Annotated in this window: 17 protein-coding genes; 1 reads left to right on the top strand and 16 read right to left on the bottom strand. The window is 64.3% G+C overall.

Features of this window, described 5'->3' with window-relative positions:
* Positions 1-252 precede the first annotated feature (252 nt).
* Positions 253-891 (bottom strand): RlmE family RNA methyltransferase, encoded by a 639-nt coding sequence (locus tag AM586_RS25090; RefSeq protein ID WP_060566804.1) that lies wholly within the window; start codon positions 889-891, stop codon positions 253-255.
* A gap of 46 nt (positions 892-937) precedes the next feature.
* Here AM586_RS25090 and yhbY point away from each other — a divergent pair, with 46 nt between their 5' ends.
* Positions 938-1,405, top strand: a complete 468-nt coding sequence (gene yhbY / locus AM586_RS25085) for a ribosome assembly RNA-binding protein YhbY (protein WP_047822192.1) — start codon at positions 938-940, stop codon at positions 1,403-1,405.
* Positions 1,406-1,490: 85 nt separating this feature from the next.
* On the opposite strand, the gene AM586_RS25080 is transcribed toward yhbY, so the two are convergent.
* From AM586_RS25080 to radA, 15 genes are all read right to left on the bottom strand, one after another.
* Positions 1,491-1,931, bottom strand: a complete 441-nt coding sequence (locus tag AM586_RS25080; RefSeq protein ID WP_047822190.1) for a DUF4149 domain-containing protein — start codon at positions 1,929-1,931, stop codon at positions 1,491-1,493.
* 14 nt (positions 1,932-1,945) lie between these two features.
* Positions 1,946-2,419 carry a transcription elongation factor GreA gene (gene greA / locus AM586_RS25075; RefSeq protein ID WP_047822188.1) on the bottom strand — a complete coding sequence of 158 codons (474 nt, stop codon included), beginning with the start codon at positions 2,417-2,419 and terminating at the stop codon, positions 1,946-1,948.
* A 99-nt stretch (positions 2,420-2,518) separates the two neighbouring features.
* Positions 2,519-5,749 (bottom strand): carbamoyl-phosphate synthase large subunit, encoded by a 3,231-nt coding sequence (gene carB, locus AM586_RS25070; RefSeq protein ID WP_047822186.1) that lies wholly within the window; start codon positions 5,747-5,749, stop codon positions 2,519-2,521.
* Entirely contained in the window at positions 5,750-6,979 is a 1,230-nt protein-coding gene (gene carA / locus AM586_RS25065) for a glutamine-hydrolyzing carbamoyl-phosphate synthase small subunit (RefSeq protein WP_373887915.1), read from the bottom strand. It abuts the gene before it with no gap.
* Between the two features lie 170 nt (positions 6,980-7,149).
* The gene (locus AM586_RS25060; RefSeq protein WP_047822183.1) at positions 7,150-7,557 is read right to left on the bottom strand and encodes a heme-binding protein; all 408 of its coding nucleotides are present in this window, start codon (positions 7,555-7,557) and stop codon (positions 7,150-7,152) included.
* A 42-nt stretch (positions 7,558-7,599) separates the two neighbouring features.
* Entirely contained in the window at positions 7,600-8,523 is a 924-nt protein-coding gene (locus tag AM586_RS25055; protein WP_047822215.1) for a patatin-like phospholipase family protein, read from the bottom strand.
* Between the two features lie 66 nt (positions 8,524-8,589).
* Complete coding sequence (phoR, locus tag AM586_RS25050) at positions 8,590-9,882, bottom strand: phosphate regulon sensor histidine kinase PhoR (protein ID WP_047822181.1); 1,293 nt, start codon at positions 9,880-9,882, stop codon at positions 8,590-8,592.
* A 63-nt stretch (positions 9,883-9,945) separates the two neighbouring features.
* Complete coding sequence (locus AM586_RS25045; protein WP_047822179.1) at positions 9,946-10,638, bottom strand: response regulator; 693 nt, start codon at positions 10,636-10,638, stop codon at positions 9,946-9,948.
* Between the two features lie 4 nt (positions 10,639-10,642).
* Positions 10,643-11,344, bottom strand: coding sequence for a phosphate signaling complex protein PhoU (phoU, locus tag AM586_RS25040; RefSeq protein WP_047822177.1), 702 nt, complete (start codon positions 11,342-11,344; stop codon positions 10,643-10,645).
* 37 nt (positions 11,345-11,381) lie between these two features.
* Entirely contained in the window at positions 11,382-12,176 is a 795-nt protein-coding gene (pstB, locus tag AM586_RS25035; protein ID WP_373887914.1) for a phosphate ABC transporter ATP-binding protein PstB, read from the bottom strand.
* A 23-nt stretch (positions 12,177-12,199) separates the two neighbouring features.
* Positions 12,200-13,054, bottom strand: a complete 855-nt coding sequence (gene pstA / locus AM586_RS25030; protein ID WP_047822173.1) for a phosphate ABC transporter permease PstA — start codon at positions 13,052-13,054, stop codon at positions 12,200-12,202.
* A complete protein-coding gene (gene pstC, locus AM586_RS25025) occupies positions 13,054-13,986 on the bottom strand; it encodes a phosphate ABC transporter permease subunit PstC (RefSeq protein WP_229411040.1) in 933 nt (310 codons plus the stop codon). Before pstC ends, pstA begins: the two co-directional genes overlap by 1 nt.
* 148 nt (positions 13,987-14,134) lie before the next feature.
* Entirely contained in the window at positions 14,135-15,178 is a 1,044-nt protein-coding gene (gene pstS, locus AM586_RS25020; protein ID WP_047822171.1) for a phosphate ABC transporter substrate-binding protein PstS, read from the bottom strand.
* Positions 15,179-15,689: 511 nt separating this feature from the next.
* Positions 15,690-16,007, bottom strand: a complete 318-nt coding sequence (locus AM586_RS25015) for a PilZ domain-containing protein (RefSeq protein ID WP_082439535.1) — start codon at positions 16,005-16,007, stop codon at positions 15,690-15,692.
* 84 nt (positions 16,008-16,091) lie between these two features.
* Entirely contained in the window at positions 16,092-17,471 is a 1,380-nt protein-coding gene (gene radA, locus AM586_RS25010) for a DNA repair protein RadA (RefSeq protein ID WP_047822169.1), read from the bottom strand.
* Positions 17,472-17,477 lie beyond the last annotated feature (6 nt).

The raw sequence follows: 17,477 nt of genomic DNA, 5'->3' as shown, positions 1-17,477 counted from the left end.
CCTCTGATGCGGACGCATCTTTTCCCATTGTTTCAAACACGGATTTTACCGCAATAAGCAAGCGGTGCCACGCACAGCCGCCCTGAAGCCCGCTCTTGAAGCTTTATCCCGTCACTATAACGGTTTTTTATTTCCGATGCGCACGAATAAGTATCGCAGGCCCCGACCGGATAGCGCCAGGCGGCTTCGCCAGACTCACCACCCGTTGCTGATGTGCGGTCCTCCCCACGAATATCAAGGCTGGATCTCCAATTAATTCTTGAGACCACGCCCCAGCAGGAAAATTTCGGACGATTTATCGCGGCTGGCCTTCGGCTTGATCTGTTTGACCACCTTGAATTCCTTGCGAAACAGTTCAAGTATTTGCGTAAAACCCATGTCCTTAAAGCATTTTACTAACAATGCGCCGGAGGGCTTTAGGTGCGCTTGAGAAAACTCAATAGCGATTTCGATCAAATGCTCCATGCGCGCCGCATCCGCCGATGGGATCCCGGACAGGTTAGGCGCCATGTCCGACAGCACCAGGTCGGCTTGCCGGCCTTCCAGCACAGCCGCCAGTTGATCGAGCACTTCTTCCTCGCGGAAGTCACCCTGGATGAAATGCATGTCGGCGATCGGCTCCATCGGCAGCATATCCAGGCCGATGATCGTGCCCTTGATGCCGCCATCCTCGCCGCCGGCCAGCTTGCGACGGGTGTACTGGCCCCAGCTGCCGGGCGTGCAGCCGAGGTCGACGATGACCTGGCCCGGCTTGATCAGCTTTTCGGCCTCGTCGATCTCTTTCAGCTTGTAGGCTGCACGCGCACGATAACCCTCTTTCTGTGCCAATTTGACATACGGGTCGTTAATGTGGTCGTGTATCCAGTTTTTATTGAATTTGTTCTTGGCCATTCGCGTAAAATACTGCTTTTATTAGGTACATCAAAAAAGAACCATTATGATCAAACTTACACCGGCCGAGCGCGCGGCCCTTCGTGCGGAAGCTCACGGGCTCAGCCCCGTCGTCATGATCGGCGAAGCCGGCCTGACCGAGGCCGTCATGAAAGAAATCTCGTCCAGCCTGGACGCACACGGCCTCATCAAGGTCCGCGTGTTCGGCGACGACCGCGAAGCGCGCATCGCCATCTACGAGCAGGTCTGCGAAGAACTGGAAGCGGCGCCCGTACAGCATATCGGCAAACTGCTGGTCCTGTATCGCCCGAAGAAGGAAGCCGTCAAGGAACGTTCGGTCAAGGCCGGCAAGGGCATGCGCGAAGTCACCATCGTCAAGCCGAGCCCGAGCGGCACCAAGAAGCCCAGCGTCACCAAGGTCCTGCTGAAGGGGAACGAACGCGTGACCCAGGGCGGCAACGTCAAGCGCGCCAAGCCGCGCCAGGCCAGCAGCAAGAAAACCGCGCTCAAGTAAAAAGGCGAGCGGCTTGAAAAACAACCGGGGCCTTCCCGGTTTTTTTTCGCCTTGCCGCCATCAACGTGGGCTCGGAGAGCCCACCCTACCGTGCTTTCACGACCAGGAAGACTCCCAGCACGGACTCGACGAGGTACAGCACCTGCGACGCGCCATGCAGGGCGGCGAAGGTGCCCCACTGCGGCGACGCCCGCACCCCGGCCGGTCCGGCCGCCTCGCGGATCGCCGCCATCATCGGCTGCAGCCCCAGGTAGACGACCAGGCTGCAGGCCAGCATGCCGCCGATCAGCCAGTACAGCCGGCGGCGGCGCTTCGGCTCCAGATCGCCGGCGCGCGACACCAGCACCGCCAGCAGCGGCGCCAGTACCATCGACAGCCAGGCCAGGCGGGTCAGCATCACGCCGACCACATTGCCGGCCTGGGTGCTGTCGAGGACCGCGAAGGCGCTCGGCGCGGCCAGGTAACTGAGCGCCCACACGCTGCCCGCCCACAGGGCAGCCAGCACCAGGCGCGCATTCGCCAGCATGGCCCCGTCCCGCCTCAGACGTAGCGGACTTCGAGGATCTCGTATTCGCGCGGGCCCGACGGGGCCTGCACTTCGACCACGTCGCCGGCGTACTTGCCGATCAGGGCGCGCGCGATCGGCGAGGTGACGGACACCTTGTTCTGCTTCAGGTCGGCTTCGTCGATGCCGACGATCTGGTAGGTCACTTTCTGGCCGCCTTCGATGTCTTCGAGGTCGACGGTCGAGGCGAACACCACGCGGCCTTCGGCGTCGAGGGTGGACGGATCGATGACCTGGGCGGTCGACAGCTTCTGTTCGAGCTCGGCGATGCGGCCCTCGACGAAGGCCTGGCGCTCCTTGGCGGCATCGTATTCGGCGTTTTCGGACAGGTCACCATGCGAACGCGCTTCGGCGATCGCATCGATCACGTTGCGGCGCTCCTTGGTCTTGAGCTGGTGCAGTTCTTCCTTCAGGAGTTCGGCGCCATGTTTGGTCAATGGAGTGTTCATGGTTATCTGTATAGAAAAGTGAAAACCACACAGCCCTCGCGGCGCGCCGCGCGAGCTGTGTGGTCTAAATTACTTGCTGCTACTGTACTGCCCTGGTGCTTAGTTTAGTGTTTTATGCAGGCCTTGTAAATCATAGACCCGCAACTCGTCCAGCTGGCGCATGCCCTGCACCGCCGCTTCGGCGCCGGCGATGGTCGTGTAGGTCACGACGCGCGCCTGCAGGGCCGAGGTACGGATGGTGCGCGAGTCGTTGATCGCGCTGCGCTTTTCCTCGACCGTGTTCACCACCATCGCGATCTCGTGGTTCTTGATCATGTCGACGATGTGCGGACGGCCTTCCAGCACCTTGTTGACTGGGGTGACCGGGATGCCTGCGGCGGAGATCACCGCCGCGGTGCCCTTGGTCGCCACCAGCGAGAAGCCCAGCGCCACCAGGTCGCGGGCGACGGTCACGGTGCGCGGCTTGTCGGAACCCTTCACCGACAGGAACACGCGGCCCGAGGACGGCAGGCTGATGCCGGCCGCCAGCTGCGACTTGACGAAGGCTTCGCCGAAGGTCATGCCGACGCCCATCACTTCGCCGGTCGACTTCATCTCGGGGCCGAGGATGGTGTCGACGCCCGGGAATTTCACGAACGGGAACACGGCTTCCTTGACGCTGTAGAACGGCGGCACGATTTCCTTCGTCACGCCCTGCTGTTCCAGGGTCTGGCCGACCATGCAGCGCGCCGCGATCTTGGCCAGCTGCAGGCCGGTCGCCTTCGACACGAAAGGCACGGTGCGCGACGCGCGCGGGTTCACTTCCAGCACGTACACAGTGTCCTGCTTCTTGCCCTCGACTTCGGTCTGCTGGATCGCGAACTGCACGTTCATCAGGCCGACCACGTTCAGGGCCTTGGCCATCAGCGAGGTCTGGCGCTTCAGCTCATCGATGGTCTCCTGCGACAGCGAGTACGGCGGCAGCGAGCAGGCCGAGTCGCCCGAGTGCACGCCGGCCTGTTCGATGTGCTCCATCACGCCGCCGATGAAGGTGGTCTGGCCGTCCGAGATGCAGTCGACGTCGCACTCGATGGCGTCGTTCAGGAAGCGGTCCAGCAGCACCGGCGAATCGTTCGAGACCTTGACCGCTTCGCGCATGTAGCGCTCGAGGTCGCGCTGCTCGTGGACGATTTCCATCGCGCGGCCGCCCAGCACGTAGGACGGGCGCACCACCAGCGGGTAGCCGATCTCGGTCGCCAGCGCCAGCGCTTCTTCTTCGGTGCGCGCGGTGCGGTTCGGCGGCTGGCGCAGGCCCAGCTTCTGCAGCAGCTGCTGGAAGCGCTCGCGGTCTTCGGCGGCGTCGATCATGTCCGGCGAGGTGCCGATGATGGGCACGCCGTTGGCTTCCAGGTCCAGCGCCAGCTTCAGCGGGGTCTGGCCGCCGTACTGGACGATCACGCCTTCCGGCTTCTCGAGGTCGACGATTTCCAGCACGTCTTCGAGGGTCAGCGATTCGAAGTACAGGCGGTCCGAGGTATCGTAGTCGGTCGACACGGTCTCCGGATTGCAGTTGACCATGATGGTCTCGTAGCCGTCTTCGCGCATCGCGAGGGCCGCGTGCACGCAGCAGTAGTCGAACTCGATGCCCTGGCCGATGCGGTTCGGACCGCCGCCCAGCACCATGATCTTCTTCTTGTCGGTCGGGTTGGACTCGCACTCTTCGTCATAGGTCGAGTACATGTAGGCGGTGTTGGTCGCGAACTCGCCGGCGCAGGTGTCGACGCGCTTGTAGACCGGACGGATGCCCAGCGCATGGCGCTTCTCGCGCACCGCCTGCGGGGTGGTCTGCATCAGGAAGGCCAGGCGGCGGTCCGAGAAGCCCTTCTGCTTCAGCTTGTACAGCACGTTCTTGTCCAGGCTGTCCAGCTTCTGGTGATCCAGCCACAGCTCGATGTCGACGATTTCCTTGATCTGGATGAGGAACCACGGATCGATCTTGGTCAGCGCGTGCACCTCTTCCAGCGTGAAGCCCTGGGCGAAGGCGTCGCCGACGTACCAGATGCGTTCCGGACCCGGCTCGCCCAGCTCTTCCTCGATCTTCTCGCGGTCACGGGTCTTCTCGTTCAGGCCGTCCACGCCGACTTCCAGGCCGCGCAGGGCCTTCTGGAAGGATTCCTGGAAGGTGCGGCCGATCGCCATCACCTCGCCCACCGATTTCATCTGGGTGGTCAGGTGCTTGTCGGCGGCCGGGAATTTTTCGAAGGTGAAGCGCGGGATCTTGGTGACCACGTAGTCGATCGACGGTTCGAACGAGGCCGGGGTCGCGCCGCCGGTGATGTCGTTGCGCAGCTCGTCAAGCGTGAAGCCGACAGCCAGCTTGGCCGCGATCTTCGCGATCGGGAAGCCGGTCGCCTTCGAGGCCAGCGCCGAGGAACGCGACACGCGCGGGTTCATCTCGATCACGATCATGCGGCCGTCGGCCGGGTTGATCGAGAACTGCACGTTCGAGCCGCCGGTGTCGACGCCGATCTCGCGCAGCACGTTGATCGACGCGTTGCGCATGATCTGGTATTCCTTGTCGGTCAGCGTCTGCGCCGGCGCGACGGTGATCGAGTCGCCGGTGTGCACGCCCATCGGATCCAGGTTCTCGATCGAGCAGACGATGATGCAGTTGTCCGCCTTGTCGCGCACCACTTCCATCTCGTACTCTTTCCAGCCCAGCAGCGATTCCTCGATCAGCAGCTCGGAGGTCGGCGAGGCTTCCAGGCCGCGCTTGCAGATCGCTTCGAATTCTTCTTCGTTGTAAGCGATGCCGCCGCCCGAGCCGCCCATCGTGAACGACGGACGGATGATGACCGGGAAGCCCAGCTGGCGCTGCGCGTCGCGCGACTCGTCCATCGAATGGGCGATGAAGGAGCGCGCCGAACCGAGGCCGATCTTGGTCATCGCGTCCTTGAACTTGGCGCGGTCCTCTGCCTTGTCGATCGCTTCCGGCGAGGCGCCGATCAGCTCGACCTTGTACTTGTCCAGCACGCCGTTGCGGTGCAGGTCGAGCGCGCAGTTCAGCGCGGTCTGGCCGCCCATGGTCGGCAGGATCGCGTCCGGGCGCTCCTTCTCGATGATGCGCTCGACCGCCTTCCAGGTGATCGGTTCGATGTAGGTGACGTCGGCCGTTTCCGGGTCGGTCATGATGGTCGCCGGGTTCGAGTTGACCAGGATGACCTTGTAGCCCTCTTCGCGCAGGGCCTTGCAGGCCTGGGCGCCGGAGTAGTCGAATTCCACCGCCTGGCCGATGACGATCGGGCCTGCGCCAATGATCAGGATGGATTTAATGTCAGAACGCTTTGGCATTTATTTCTTCTCCTGAGTCTTGGCTTTGGCTTGTTGCATGAGGCTGATGAAACGGTCGAACAGATACGAGACGTCGGTCGGGCCGGGCGAGGCTTCCGGGTGGCCCTGGAAGCAGAATGCCGGCTTGTCCGTGCGTTCGAAGCCCTGCAGCGAGCCGTCGAACAGCGAGACGTGGGTCACGCGGCAGTTGGCCGGCAGGGTCTCCTGGTCCACCGCGAAACCGTGGTTCTGCGAGGTGATCAGGACCTTCTTCGAATCCAGGTCCTGCACCGGGTGGTTGGCGCCGTGGTGGCCGAACTTCATCTTGAGCGTCTTGGCGCCCGAGGCCAGGGCCATGATCTGGTGGCCGAGGCAGATGCCGAAGGTCGGGATGCCCGAATCGATCACCTGTTTGGTCGCTTCGATCGCGTAGTCGCAGGCGGCCGGGTCGCCGGGGCCGTTGGCCAGGAAGATGCCGTCCGGGTTCAGGGCCAGCGCCTCGGCGGCGGTGGCCTGGGCCGGCAGCACGGTCACCTTGCAGCCGCGCTCGGCCAGCATGCGCAGGATGTTGCGCTTGACGCCGTAGTCGAAGGCGACCACGTGGAATTGCGGGTTGTCCTGCTTGCCGAAGCCTTCGCCCAGCTTCCATTCGGTCTCGGTGAAGACGTAGGGCTCTTTCACCGACACGACCTTGGCCAGGTCCATGCCGTTCAGGCCCGGGAAGGAGCGCGCCAGTTCGAGCGCCTGCGCTTCCGACGGCTCCACGCCCTGCTGGGCGGTCAGGATGGCGCCGTTCTGGGCGCCCTTCTCGCGCAGGATGCGGGTCAGCTTGCGCGTGTCGATGCCGGCGATGGCAACCACGTTTTCCTGCTTCAGGTAGTCCGACAGCGATTGGGTCGAGCGGAAGTTCGATGCCAGCAGCGGCAGGTCGCGAATGATGAGGCCGGCAGCATGCACCTTCGAGGCCTCCACGTCGGCCGGGTTCACGCCCTGGTTGCCGATGTGCGGATACGTCAGGGTAACGATCTGACGCGAATAGCTGGGGTCGGTAAGGATCTCCTGGTAGCCCGTGATCGCGGTGTTGAACACCACTTCACCGGTCGTGTGACCGATGGCTCCGATTGAATATCCTTTGAAAATGGTTCCGTCTGCGAGGGCCAGGATGGCTGGAACGGCTGGGCCAGAAAAAAATGGCGGCAAGGGCAACTCTCCAAGAAGGTTGCCGTAGCCGCGCCACGTCAGACCGACCATCATGAGCGGCAAAGCCGTACTGCTGCGCTCGCGCTCGGGTCGTTATGATGAAGGAGTGAGTGGGTAAGCGCTACGGCAGGTGAGTGATGGATAAACTTCCGAATTATAGCGCGAATCGTCCTACGCGGCAATCGGACATCCTTACATTCACCTGCCGTTCCACCGAGAAATTAAGCGCTCAGCGCGGCGATGCCGGCCTTGGCGATCTGCGCATCTTCGGTCGACTTCACGCCCGAGACGCCCACCGCGCCGATGGTGTGGCCATCGACCACGACCGGCACGCCGCCTTCCAGCATGCCCTGCAGTTCCGGTGCGCTCAGGAAGGACACGCGGCCGTTGTTGATCATGTCTTCATAGACTTTCGATTCGCGGCGGCCCAGCGCGGCGGTCTTGGCTTTCTGCGCGGCGATCTGCGAGGAGATCGGGGCCGCGCCATCCATGCGCTGCAGCCACAGCAGGTGGCCGCCGTCATCGACGATGGTGATCACGACGTTCCACTTGTTGGCGACGGCTTCCGCTTCCGCGGCGGCGGCCATCTTCTTGGCGTCTTCGAGGGTCAGAAAAGGCTTGGTTTGCATCTCTTGTCTTCCTATGTGGTGGTTGTAATTCTCGGCAAGGACTCAGGGAGCCGGGCTCAAAGCCTTGGCCTTGAGCCTGGCCTTCAGCTGCGACATGACCGACGCTGCGGCCTGTTCGCCGGCCAGCACCGCCAGGTTGCGGCCATTGAAGTCGGCGCTGCCCATTGCCCCGAGGGCCGGGGTGATGACGACGTCGGCGTCCTTCAGTTCGTGCTGGTTCAGGCGCTGGCCCATGATGGTAAAGGTCTGCATCAGCACGTCAAGCGAGCTGGCCGTGGCCTGGGCCTCGGTCGCGCTCGAAATATTCACGGCGATGATGAATTCGGCGCCCATCTCCCTGGCGAAGCGCACCGGCACCGGCGCCACCAGGCCGCCATCGACGTAGGTGTGGCCGGCGATGCTCACCGGCTGGAATACGCTCGGCACCGCCGACGAGGCGCGCACCGCCATGCCGGTATTGCCGCGCCTGAACAGGATCGGCTGGCCGGTCTTCAGGTCGGTCGCGACCGCGCCGAAGGGGATCTTCAGTTTTTCGATGGGCTGGTTGTGGACGGCCTTGTTTACATACGCCTGCAGGGCCTCGCCCTTCAGCACGCCCGGGGACTTGCTGAAGAAAGGCAGGGCCCAGTCGGAAATCGAGGCCTCGTCCATCTCCAGGGCCATCTTCTGCAGCGTGAAACCGTTGTAGCCGTAAGCGTACATCGCGCCGACCACCGAGCCGGCGCTGGTGCCGACCACGATGTCGGGCACGATGCCCTGGGCTTCGAGGGCCTTGATCACGCCGATGTGGGCAAAGCCGCGCGCGGCGCCGCCGCCGAGGGCCAGGCCGATCCTGAGCTTGCGGGGCGTGGGCTGCGGGGCGGGGGCGGCGGCGACGGAGGCGGCGGGCTGGGTGGGCGTGCTGCCGCAGCCGGCGAGCAGCGCGGCAGCGGCCGTGGCGAACAAGATGGAACGTCGGGACAACATCATCCGGGGTAGTTGGATCGGGTAAAAAAACGATTGTAACCCGAGTCCGGACAAGCTTGTTGCCGACTAGCCCGGCAAGGAGGTATTCGGCAGCGAAGCCGTAAACACACTCCCCTTCCCCGCCTGCGAAGCGATGGTGAGCTTGCCGCCATGCCGCAGCAGCACGTGCTTGACGATCGCCAGGCCCAGGCCGGTGCCCTGGGTCTCGCGCGAGCGGCTCTTGTCGACGCGGTAGAAGCGTTCGGTCAGGCGCGAAAGGTGCTGCTCGTCGATGCCGATGCCGGTGTCCGCGACCGAGAAGCGCAGGTCGTTCGCACCGCGCTCCCAGGCCAGCTTGATGCTGCCGCCTTCCGGCGTATACCGCACCGCATTGGTGGCCAGGTTGCCGAAGGCGCTGCGCAGTTCGTCGAGGCTGCCCATCACGTCCGGGCCGTCGACCGTGAAGTCGATCGTGTGGCGGCCGCCGGACAGCGCGCGCGCCTCCAGCGCCACCTGCTCCACCAGGTTCTTGATGTCGACCCGCTCGCGCTTGAGCGGATACTCGTCCGACTCCAGGCGCGACAGGGTCAGCATGTCGGCGATCAGGCGCTGCATGCGCTGCGCCTGTTCCGTCATCAGCTTCAGGTGGGCGGTGCGGGTACGCTCGTCCAGCCCGGGGTCGGCCATCGCGATCTCGAGGAAGCCGACGATCACCGTCAGCGGCGTGCGCAGCTCGTGCGAGGCGTTGGCGATGAAGTCGCGGCGCATCGCCTCGATGCGTTCGGTCTCGGTGGCGTCATGGGTCACCAGGATCTGCCGGCGGTTCTCGAAGGGGATCACCTGCACCACCAGCTTGCGGCCGCGGAAGGCGAGCGTCAGCGGCTGCTCGTAGCGGCCGAGGATGATGTAGTCGATGAAGTCCGGATGGCGGATCAGGTTCGTCACGCGCCGGCCCTTGTCCTTCTCCAGGGTCAGGCCCAGGTGGCGCTCGGCGGCCGGATTGCACCATTCGAGGAACAGCACGTCGTCCATGATCGCCACGCCTTCCGGCAGCAAATGCATCGCCTGGCGGAACCGTGCCAGCCATTCCGCCAGCTCGTCCTGGTGGCGCTCGTCGTCGCGGCGCAGGCGGTACAGGCGGGCGAACACGTCGGTCCAGGAGCCCCAGCCGTCCGGAAGCCGGCTGCTGTGCGGATGGTCCAGCCATTCGCCGAGCTGGTGCAGGTAGGCCAGCTGGACCACCAGCAGGGCCAGCGTGATCGCCAGCGCCAGCGCCAGGCCGGCCACCAGGCCGAACAGCCACCAGGCGACGCCGGCGGCCGCGAACACGAGACCCAGGCGCAGCAGCGCCGGTACCCAGAACAGCAAATGCGGATGCACGCCGGCCGGCGCCGGCTGGGGTGGGCTTGCTTCAGGCTTGGCGTCGGGAGCGGCTTGCACGGCTCACATCTCTTTCTCGGTCAGCATGTAGCCGACGCTGCGCACGGTCTTGATCAGTTTTTCGGCTTCCTTCAGCGCCTTGCGCAGCCGCAGCACGTGGACGTCGACGGTGCGTTCCTCGACGGCCGAGGCGTCGCCCCAGACCTTGTCCAGCAGCTGGCTGCGCGAGAACACGCGCTCGCGGTGCGCCATCAGGAACTTCAGCAGGCGGTATTCCGCATTTCCCATCTCGAGCTGGCGGCCGTCCAGGCTAACGGTACAGCTGCCCGGGTCCAGGGTCACCGGCCCGGCGGACAGCGGCGCCTCGGCCAGGTGCGGGCTCTTGCGCCGCAACAGGGCCTTGGCGCGCGCCACCAGCTCGCGCGGCGAGAAGGGCTTGGTGATGTAGTCGTCGGCGCCCGTGTTGAGGCCGGCGATCTTGTCCTCTTCCATGCTCTTCGCGGTCAGCATGATCACCGGGATCTCCTGGAAGTCGCGGTCGCCGCGCAGGCGCGACAGCAGCCGCAGGCCGCTCTGGTCGGGCAGCATCCAGTCCAGCAGCAGCAGGTCGGGACGCCCCTGCACGATCGAATCCCAGGCCGCGGCCACGTTGGCGGCCGTACGGATCTCCCAGCCGGTCTCGCGCAGCGAATAGCTCACCAGCTCGACGATCGCCGGCTCGTCTTCGACGATCAGGACACTCGTGTTGGACGCCATCCGCTCAGCCTTCCGCGTGGCCGGCCAGGGCCGCCTTCGAGTGGCGGATATCGCGCCCCTCGGCCACGTAGATCACGTATTCCGCGATGTTCTTGGCGTGGTCGCCGATGCGTTCGATCGCCTTGGCCACCCACAGCGTGTCGAGGGCCGAGGAGATGGTGCGCGGATCTTCCATCATGAAGGTGATCATGTTGCGCAGGATGGTGCGGAACTCGAAATCGATCTCGTCGTCGCGGGCGATGATCTGCAAGGCCTGCTTGCCGTCCAGCCGGGCGAAGGCGTCGAGCGAGTCATGCAGCATGTCGGCGGTGTTGCGCGAGATCGTGCGCACGATGTCGTAGTGGTTGAAGCCGATCAGCCCGCGCTCGTGCATGCTCCTGGCGGTGCGCGCGATCTTGCTGGCCTCGTCGCCGATGCGTTCGAGGTCGGTGATCACCTTGATGGTCGCCATCACGGTGCGCAGGTCGTTCGCGGCCGGCTGGCGGCGCACGATCAGGTGGCTGCAGGCATCGTCCAGCTGGACTTCGAGCTGGTTGACGGCCTGGTCGTCGGCCATGACCTTGTCGGCCTGCTCGGCGTTACCGACCCGGAAAGCCTCGAGCGACTCGTCGAACTGGGTTTCCACCATGCCGCCCATGAGCAGCACCTTGGAACGGATGGCTTCCAGTTCCTGGTCGTACTGCTTGGAAGAATGCTCGCCTACCATGTCTGTGTTTCCTGTTCTATATGGTTATCTTACCGTATCAGCCGAAGCGGCCGGTGATGTAGTCTTGCGTTTCTTTGCGGGTCGGATTCATGAACAGCTGGTCCGTCTCGCCGAACTCGACCAGCTCGCCCAGGTACATGTAGGCCGTGTAGTCCGAGCAGCGCGCGGCCTGCTGCATGTTGTGGGTCACGATGGCGATCGTGTAGTCGCCCTTCAGTTCGCTGATCAGTTCCTCGATCTTGGCGGTCGAGATCGGATCCAGCGCCGAAGTCGGCTCGTCGAGCAGCAGCACGTCCGGCTTGACCGCGACGCCGCGCGCGATGCACAGGCGCTGCTGCTGGCCGCCCGACAGCGACAGGCCGCTCTTGTTCAGCTTGTCCTTGACCTCGAGCCACAGGGCCGCCTTCTTCAGCGCCCATTCGACCCGCTCGTCCATCTCGCCCTTCGACAGGTTCTCGTACAGGCGCACCCCGAAGGCGATGTTGTCGTAGACCGACATCGGGAACGGGGTCGGCTTCTGGAACACCATGCCGACCTTGGCGCGCAGCATGTTCACGTCCACGCCCGGCTCCAGGATGTTGCGGCCGCGGTAGAGGATCGAGCCTTCGGCGCGCTGGCCCGGGTACAGATCGTACATGCGGTTCAAGGTGCGCAGCAGGGTCGACTTGCCGCAGCCCGAGGGGCCGATGAAGGCCGTGACCTGCTTGTCGTGGATGTCGAGGCTGACGTTCTTCAGGCTCTGGGTCTTCCCATAGTAGAAGTCCAGGCCGGAGATCTCGATGGTCTTGGTCTTCGGCTTGTTCAGGGGTGCGTTCACGGCGGCTTGGGTCATCATGGGTTTCGGGTCAAAGCGCATTATTGCGGGCTCTTTTGGCGGAACAGGGTCCGCGACAGGATATTCAGGAGCAGCACGCTGAAGGTCACCAGCAGGGCCGCGCCCCAGGCGATCGACTGCCAGTCTTCGTAGGGGCTCATGGCGAAGCGGTAGATCACCACCGGCAGGTTGGCCATCGGCTGGTTCATGTCGGCCGTGAAGAACTGGTTGTTCAGGGCCGTGAACAGCAGCGGCGCGGTCTCGCCCGAGATGCGGGCCACGGCCAGCAGCACGCCGGTCACGACGCCGGCCTTCACCGCGCGCAGGCGCACCGTGGTCGCCACCTTCCAGCGCGGCGCGCCGAGGGCGAAAGCCGCCTCGAGCAGGCTGTTCGGAACCAGGTGCAGCATGTTGTCGGTGGTGCGCACCACCACCGGAATCGCGATCAGCGACAGCGCCAGCGTGCCGGCATAGCCCGAGAAGTGGCCCATGCGCGGCACCAGCAGCGCGTACACGAACAGGCCGATCACGATCGAGGGCGCCGACAGCATGATGTCGGTGACGAAGCGCGTGACGGCGGCGAACTTGTTGTTCTGGCCGTACTCGGCCAGGTAGATGCCGGCCAGGATGCCGATCGGCGTCGAGACCGCGGTCGACAGGCCCACCATCAGCAGGCTGCCGACGATGGCGTTGCGGATGCCGCCTTCACTGCCCGGCGCCGGCGTGTCCAGCGAGAACAGGGTGTGCGAGAGCGCGCCGAAGCCGTGCACCAGCAGGGTGAACAGGATCCAGGCCAGGAAGCCCAGGCCGATGGCCATGGCCAGCACCGACAGCGCGATGCCGACGCGGTGGCCGAGCAGGCGGCGGCGGTAGACAGGATTCATAGCGCCTTCCATTACTTCACTCCTTCTTTGCGGGACATCCCCAGCAGCATCAGTTTGGCGGCCGACAGCACCACGAAGGTGATCGCGAACAGGATCAGGCCCAGCGCGAACAGCGAGGACACGTGCAGCGGCGAGCTGGCCTCGGCGAATTCGTTGGCCAGCGTCGACGAGATCGAGTTACCGGCGGCGAACAGCGACCACGAAAGCTCGTTCGCATTGCCGATGACGAAGGTGACGGCCATGGTCTCGCCGAGCGCGCGGCCCAGGCCCAGCATCACGCCGCCGACCACGCCGGTACGGGTGTAAGGCAGCACGATCTTGCGCACCACTTCCCACTTGGTGCAGCCGAGGCCGTACGCCGATTCCTTCAGCACCGCGGGGACGATCTCGAACACGTCGCGCATCACGGAAGCGATGAAGGGGATGATCATCACGGCCAGGATCAGGCCGGCGGTCAGGATGCCGAGACCCATGGTCGGCCCCTGGAACAGCGGGCCGATCAGGGGCAGTACGCCGAGGGTCTTCTTCAGCAGCGGCTGGATGTGGTCGCCGAACATCGGCGCGAACACGAACAGGCCCCACATGCCGTAGATGATGGAGGGGACGCCGGCCAGCAGCTCGACCGCGGTGCCCATCGGGCGGCGCAGCCAGGCCGGGCAGATCTCGGTCAGGAACAGGGCGATGCCGAAGCTGATCGGCACCGCCACCAGCAGCGCGATCAGCGAGGTCGCCAGGGTGCCGGTGATGGCGATCAGGGCGCCGAACTGGTCGTTGACGGGATCCCACTCGTTGCGCGCGATGAAGTGGGCGCCGAACTCGCGGAACGCGGGCGCCGCGCCGACCGCCAGCGAAACGATGATCCCGAGCAGCACCACCAGCACGGAGCCAGCGAACAGCAGCGTGATCTTATGGAAGAAAAAATCCTGGATGCGCTGGGTGCGCATGGTGCTGCGCAGGCGGGCAGCGCTGGCTTCGTCCAGGGCTGCCTGCTGGTCCGCCTGGCTGGCGGCGATCGCGGTTTGTTGGTTCATGTAATCGTTCAGTTTGTTGCCTTGGTCGTCGTTCCCGCGAAGGCGGGAACGACGACCATGCTTACCAGATCGCCTTGCCCGAAGCATCCTTCAGATTCGCCTTCCAGGCATCTTCGACCAGCTTGGTGACCGAAGCCGGCATCGGCACGTAGTCGAGGTCGGCCGCGGCGGCGCCGCCGTTCTTGAAGGCGTAGTCGAAGAATTTCAGCACTTCCTTGCCCTTGGCGGCATCGAGCTGCGCCTTGTACACCAGGATGTAGGAGGCGCCGGTGATCGGCCAGGCGGCCTTGCCCGGCTGGTCGGTCAGGACCACGGCCATGCCCGGGGCCTTGGCCCAGTCGGCGTTGGCGGCGGCGGCCTTGAAGGCGTCGTCATCCGGCTGCACGAAGGCGCCGTCGTGGTTCTTCAGCTGGGTGTGGCCCATCTTGTTCTTCTTCGCGTAGGCCCACTCGACGTAGCCGATCGCGCCCTTGATGCGCTGGACGTTGGCGGCGACGCCGTCATTGCCCTTGCCGCCCACGCCCGTCGCCCATTTCACGGCGGTGCCGGCGCCGATCTTCGACTTGAATGCCGGGCTGGATTTCGACAGGTAGTCGGTGAACAGGAAGGAGGTGCCGGAGCCGTCGGCGCGGTGCACGACGGTGATGTCTTCGGCCGGCAGCTTCACGCCCGGGTTCAGGGCCGCGATCGCCTGGTCGTTCCACTTGGTGATCTTGCCGAGGTAGATGTCGGCGACGACCGGGCCGGTCAGCTTCAGCTGGCCCGGGGCGATGCCGTCCAGGTTCACCACCGTCACCACGCCGCCCATGATGGCCGGGAACTGGAACAGGCCCGACTTGTTCAGCTCGTCGGCCGGCAGCGGCATGTCGGACGCGCCGAAGTCGACGGTCCTGGCCTTGATCTGCTTGATGCCGGCGCCCGAGCCGACCGACTGGTAGTTGAGGCCATTGCCGGTGGCCTTCTTGTACATCTCGGCCCACTTGGCGTAGATCGGGTACGGGAAGGTAGCGCCTGCACCGGTGATATCCGCCGCCAGCACCGCGGTGCTCGCGAAGGTGGCCGAGGTGCCGATGATGATGGTTGCCAGCAGTTGCTTCATGCGCATATCAAGTCCTTGGTAACTTGGTTAAGGGTGGTGATGCGGTATTAATGCTGCGCAGTGTAGTGAGCAAATATGACGGCTTTATGACACGGCTGTCATGCATGTCATATTTGCCCGGGCCGACGGTTTCGCCCGCAAAACTCGTCTATACAACTATTGTTTCGGAACAATGAATTGGGCGCTTGTAAATACGTCGCGGTCTGCTACCGTGAGAGTGTAGACCTTGATTGGAGGGCTTGCACAGCGTGAGCATGGCACGCACGTAAAACATGCGGAATCATCGGGGAGGACTCGCCAAACGGCGTTGTAGGTCCATGTTGAGCATGATTGTTACAGGCGTAGTAATGGCCGGGATCGCAGGACTGGTGGTGTTCGAGGCCATCTGCGAAGGCCACGGTTGCTCGGGGAAATTGCGGGACCGCTATCACGAATAGCGTATATGGCTAGATAGCCTGATAAACGAAGCGGCGAGGCCCTTGGGGCGCTCGCCGCTTGTCATATTTAACGCAGAAAGTTAACGCAGGAAGCGCGAAAGCTGGGCCATGGCGCTCAGGTCCAGGTTCAGGAACTGGAAGCCGGCCTTGAACTCGCCCCCGCTGAAAATACAATAGATGACTTTCGCGCGCGCCATGATGGACGCCAGCTTGCCCTCGACCAGCAGGTCGAAGCCCACCTGCCCTGTCTGCCCCACCTGCAGCGGATGCGCTACCGCGATGCTGACGCCGTTGGAACCGATATCCGAGGTCCGCCCCGGCATCGGCGCCTGGCCCTCCATCGCGATGACCGCCTTCACTTTCACGATCTTGCGTGCCGATTGCCTTTGATCTGTCATTACGCCTTACCTTGCCTTGCTGTTATCAAACCAGCCAGGGATTATAAAGCTTCAAAGCGCTCGACAACAGCTTCAGGGGCACTTTCAGTCGAGTTCGCGCAGTTTGTTGAAAGCCTCGTCGATACGTTCGACCGCCACGATGGTCATCCCCTCGATCGGCTGCTTCGGCACATTCGACTTCGGGATCACGGCCACCGAAAAGCCCAGCTTGGCGGCTTCGCGCAGGCGCTCCTGGCCGCGCGGGGCCGGGCGGATTTCGCCGGCCAGGCCGACCTCGCCGAACACCACCAGGCCGCGCGGCAGCGGCTTGCTGCGCATCGATGAATTAATGGCCAGCAGGACGGCCAGGTCGGCCGCCGGCTCGGTGATCTTCACGCCGCCCACTGCGTTGATGAACACGTCCTGGTCGAAGGCGGCGATGCCGGCATGCCGGTGCAGCACCGCCAGCAGCATCGCCAGGCGGTTCTGCTCCAGGCCGACCGACAGGCGGCGCGCGTTCGGCAGGTGGCTGGTGTCGACCAGGGCCTGGATCTCGACCAGCAGCGGCCGCGTCCCCTCCTGGGTCACCATCACGCAGGAGCCCGGCACCTGGCTGTCGTGTTGCGACAGGAACAGGGCCGATGGGTTCGACACCCCTTTCAGGCCCTTTTCCGTCATCGCGAACACGCCCAGCTCGTTGACCGCGCCGAAGCGGTTCTTGATCGCCCGCACCAGGCGGAAGCTGCTCTGGGTGTCGCCCTCGAAGTACAGCACGGTGTCGACGATGTGCTCGAGCACGCGAGGACCGGCCAGCGAACCCTCTTTCGTGACGTGGCCGACCAGGATGATGGTCACGCCGGTCTGCTTGGCCACCCGGGTCAGCTGGGCCGCGCACTCGCGCACCTGGGACACCGAGCCCGGCGCCGAAGTCAGCGCATCCGAGTACAGGGTCTGGATCGAGTCGATCACGCACACGTCCGGCTTGATGTCGGCGATGGTGCCGAGGATCTTCTCGAGCTGGATCTCGGCCTGCAGCTTGAGCTCTTTCGCCTCGACCTGCAGGCGGCGCGCGCGCAGGGCGATCTGGGCGCCGGATTCCTCGCCCGAGACATATAAAGTATTGCGGGTGGCGGCCAGGTTGGCCAGCGCCTGCAGCAGCAGGGTCGACTTGCCGATGCCGGGGTCGCCGCCGATCAGCACCACGCCGCCGGCCACCAGGCCGCCGCCCAGCACGCGGTCGAATTCCTCGATGCCGGTGCCGAAACGCGGCACGTCGATCGCGTCGATGTCGGCCAGCGACAGCACCGGCGCGGTCTGCGCCAGGCTTTTATGCATGCCGGGAGTCTGCGACATCCGGTTCAGGCCGGCGGTCTCGACCTGCTCGCTCATGGTATTCCATGCCTTGCAGTCGCCGCACTGGCCGGTCCAGCGGCTGGCCACGCTGCCGCAATCGTTACAGACGAAACTGGTACGTGCTTTTGCCATTGCTAT

This window comes from Massilia sp. WG5 (genome assembly GCF_001412595.2).
Taxonomy (GTDB): Bacteria; Pseudomonadota; Gammaproteobacteria; order Burkholderiales; family Burkholderiaceae_D; genus Telluria.
This window is presented reverse-complemented; position numbering and strand designations above follow the sequence as displayed.

Coding starts and splice junctions, on each gene's coding strand:
- yhbY (WP_047822192.1), top strand. CDS start 938: ATGATCAAACTTACACCGGCCGAGCGCGCGGCCCTTCGTGCGGAAGCT.
- AM586_RS25015 (WP_082439535.1), bottom strand. CDS start 16,007: ATGACAGATCAAAGGCAATCGGCACGCAAGATCGTGAAAGTGAAGGCG.
- radA (WP_047822169.1), bottom strand. CDS start 17,471: ATGGCAAAAGCACGTACCAGTTTCGTCTGTAACGATTGCGGCAGCGTG.
- AM586_RS25045 (WP_047822179.1), bottom strand. CDS start 10,638: ATGGCGTCCAACACGAGTGTCCTGATCGTCGAAGACGAGCCGGCGATC.
- phoU (WP_047822177.1), bottom strand. CDS start 11,344: ATGGTAGGCGAGCATTCTTCCAAGCAGTACGACCAGGAACTGGAAGCC.
- AM586_RS25055 (WP_047822215.1), bottom strand. CDS start 8,523: ATGTTGTCCCGACGTTCCATCTTGTTCGCCACGGCCGCTGCCGCGCTG.
- greA (WP_047822188.1), bottom strand. CDS start 2,419: ATGAACACTCCATTGACCAAACATGGCGCCGAACTCCTGAAGGAAGAA.
- carA (WP_373887915.1), bottom strand. CDS start 6,979: ATGGTCGGTCTGACGTGGCGCGGCTACGGCAACCTTCTTGGAGAGTTG.
- pstA (WP_047822173.1), bottom strand. CDS start 13,054: ATGGAAGGCGCTATGAATCCTGTCTACCGCCGCCGCCTGCTCGGCCAC.
- AM586_RS25090 (WP_060566804.1), bottom strand. CDS start 891: ATGGCCAAGAACAAATTCAATAAAAACTGGATACACGACCACATTAAC.
- AM586_RS25080 (WP_047822190.1), bottom strand. CDS start 1,931: ATGCTGGCGAATGCGCGCCTGGTGCTGGCTGCCCTGTGGGCGGGCAGC.
- pstS (WP_047822171.1), bottom strand. CDS start 15,178: ATGCGCATGAAGCAACTGCTGGCAACCATCATCATCGGCACCTCGGCC.
- carB (WP_047822186.1), bottom strand. CDS start 5,749: ATGCCAAAGCGTTCTGACATTAAATCCATCCTGATCATTGGCGCAGGC.
- pstC (WP_229411040.1), bottom strand. CDS start 13,986: ATGCGCACCCAGCGCATCCAGGATTTTTTCTTCCATAAGATCACGCTG.
- AM586_RS25060 (WP_047822183.1), bottom strand. CDS start 7,557: ATGCAAACCAAGCCTTTTCTGACCCTCGAAGACGCCAAGAAGATGGCC.
- pstB (WP_373887914.1), bottom strand. CDS start 12,176: ATGACCCAAGCCGCCGTGAACGCACCCCTGAACAAGCCGAAGACCAAG.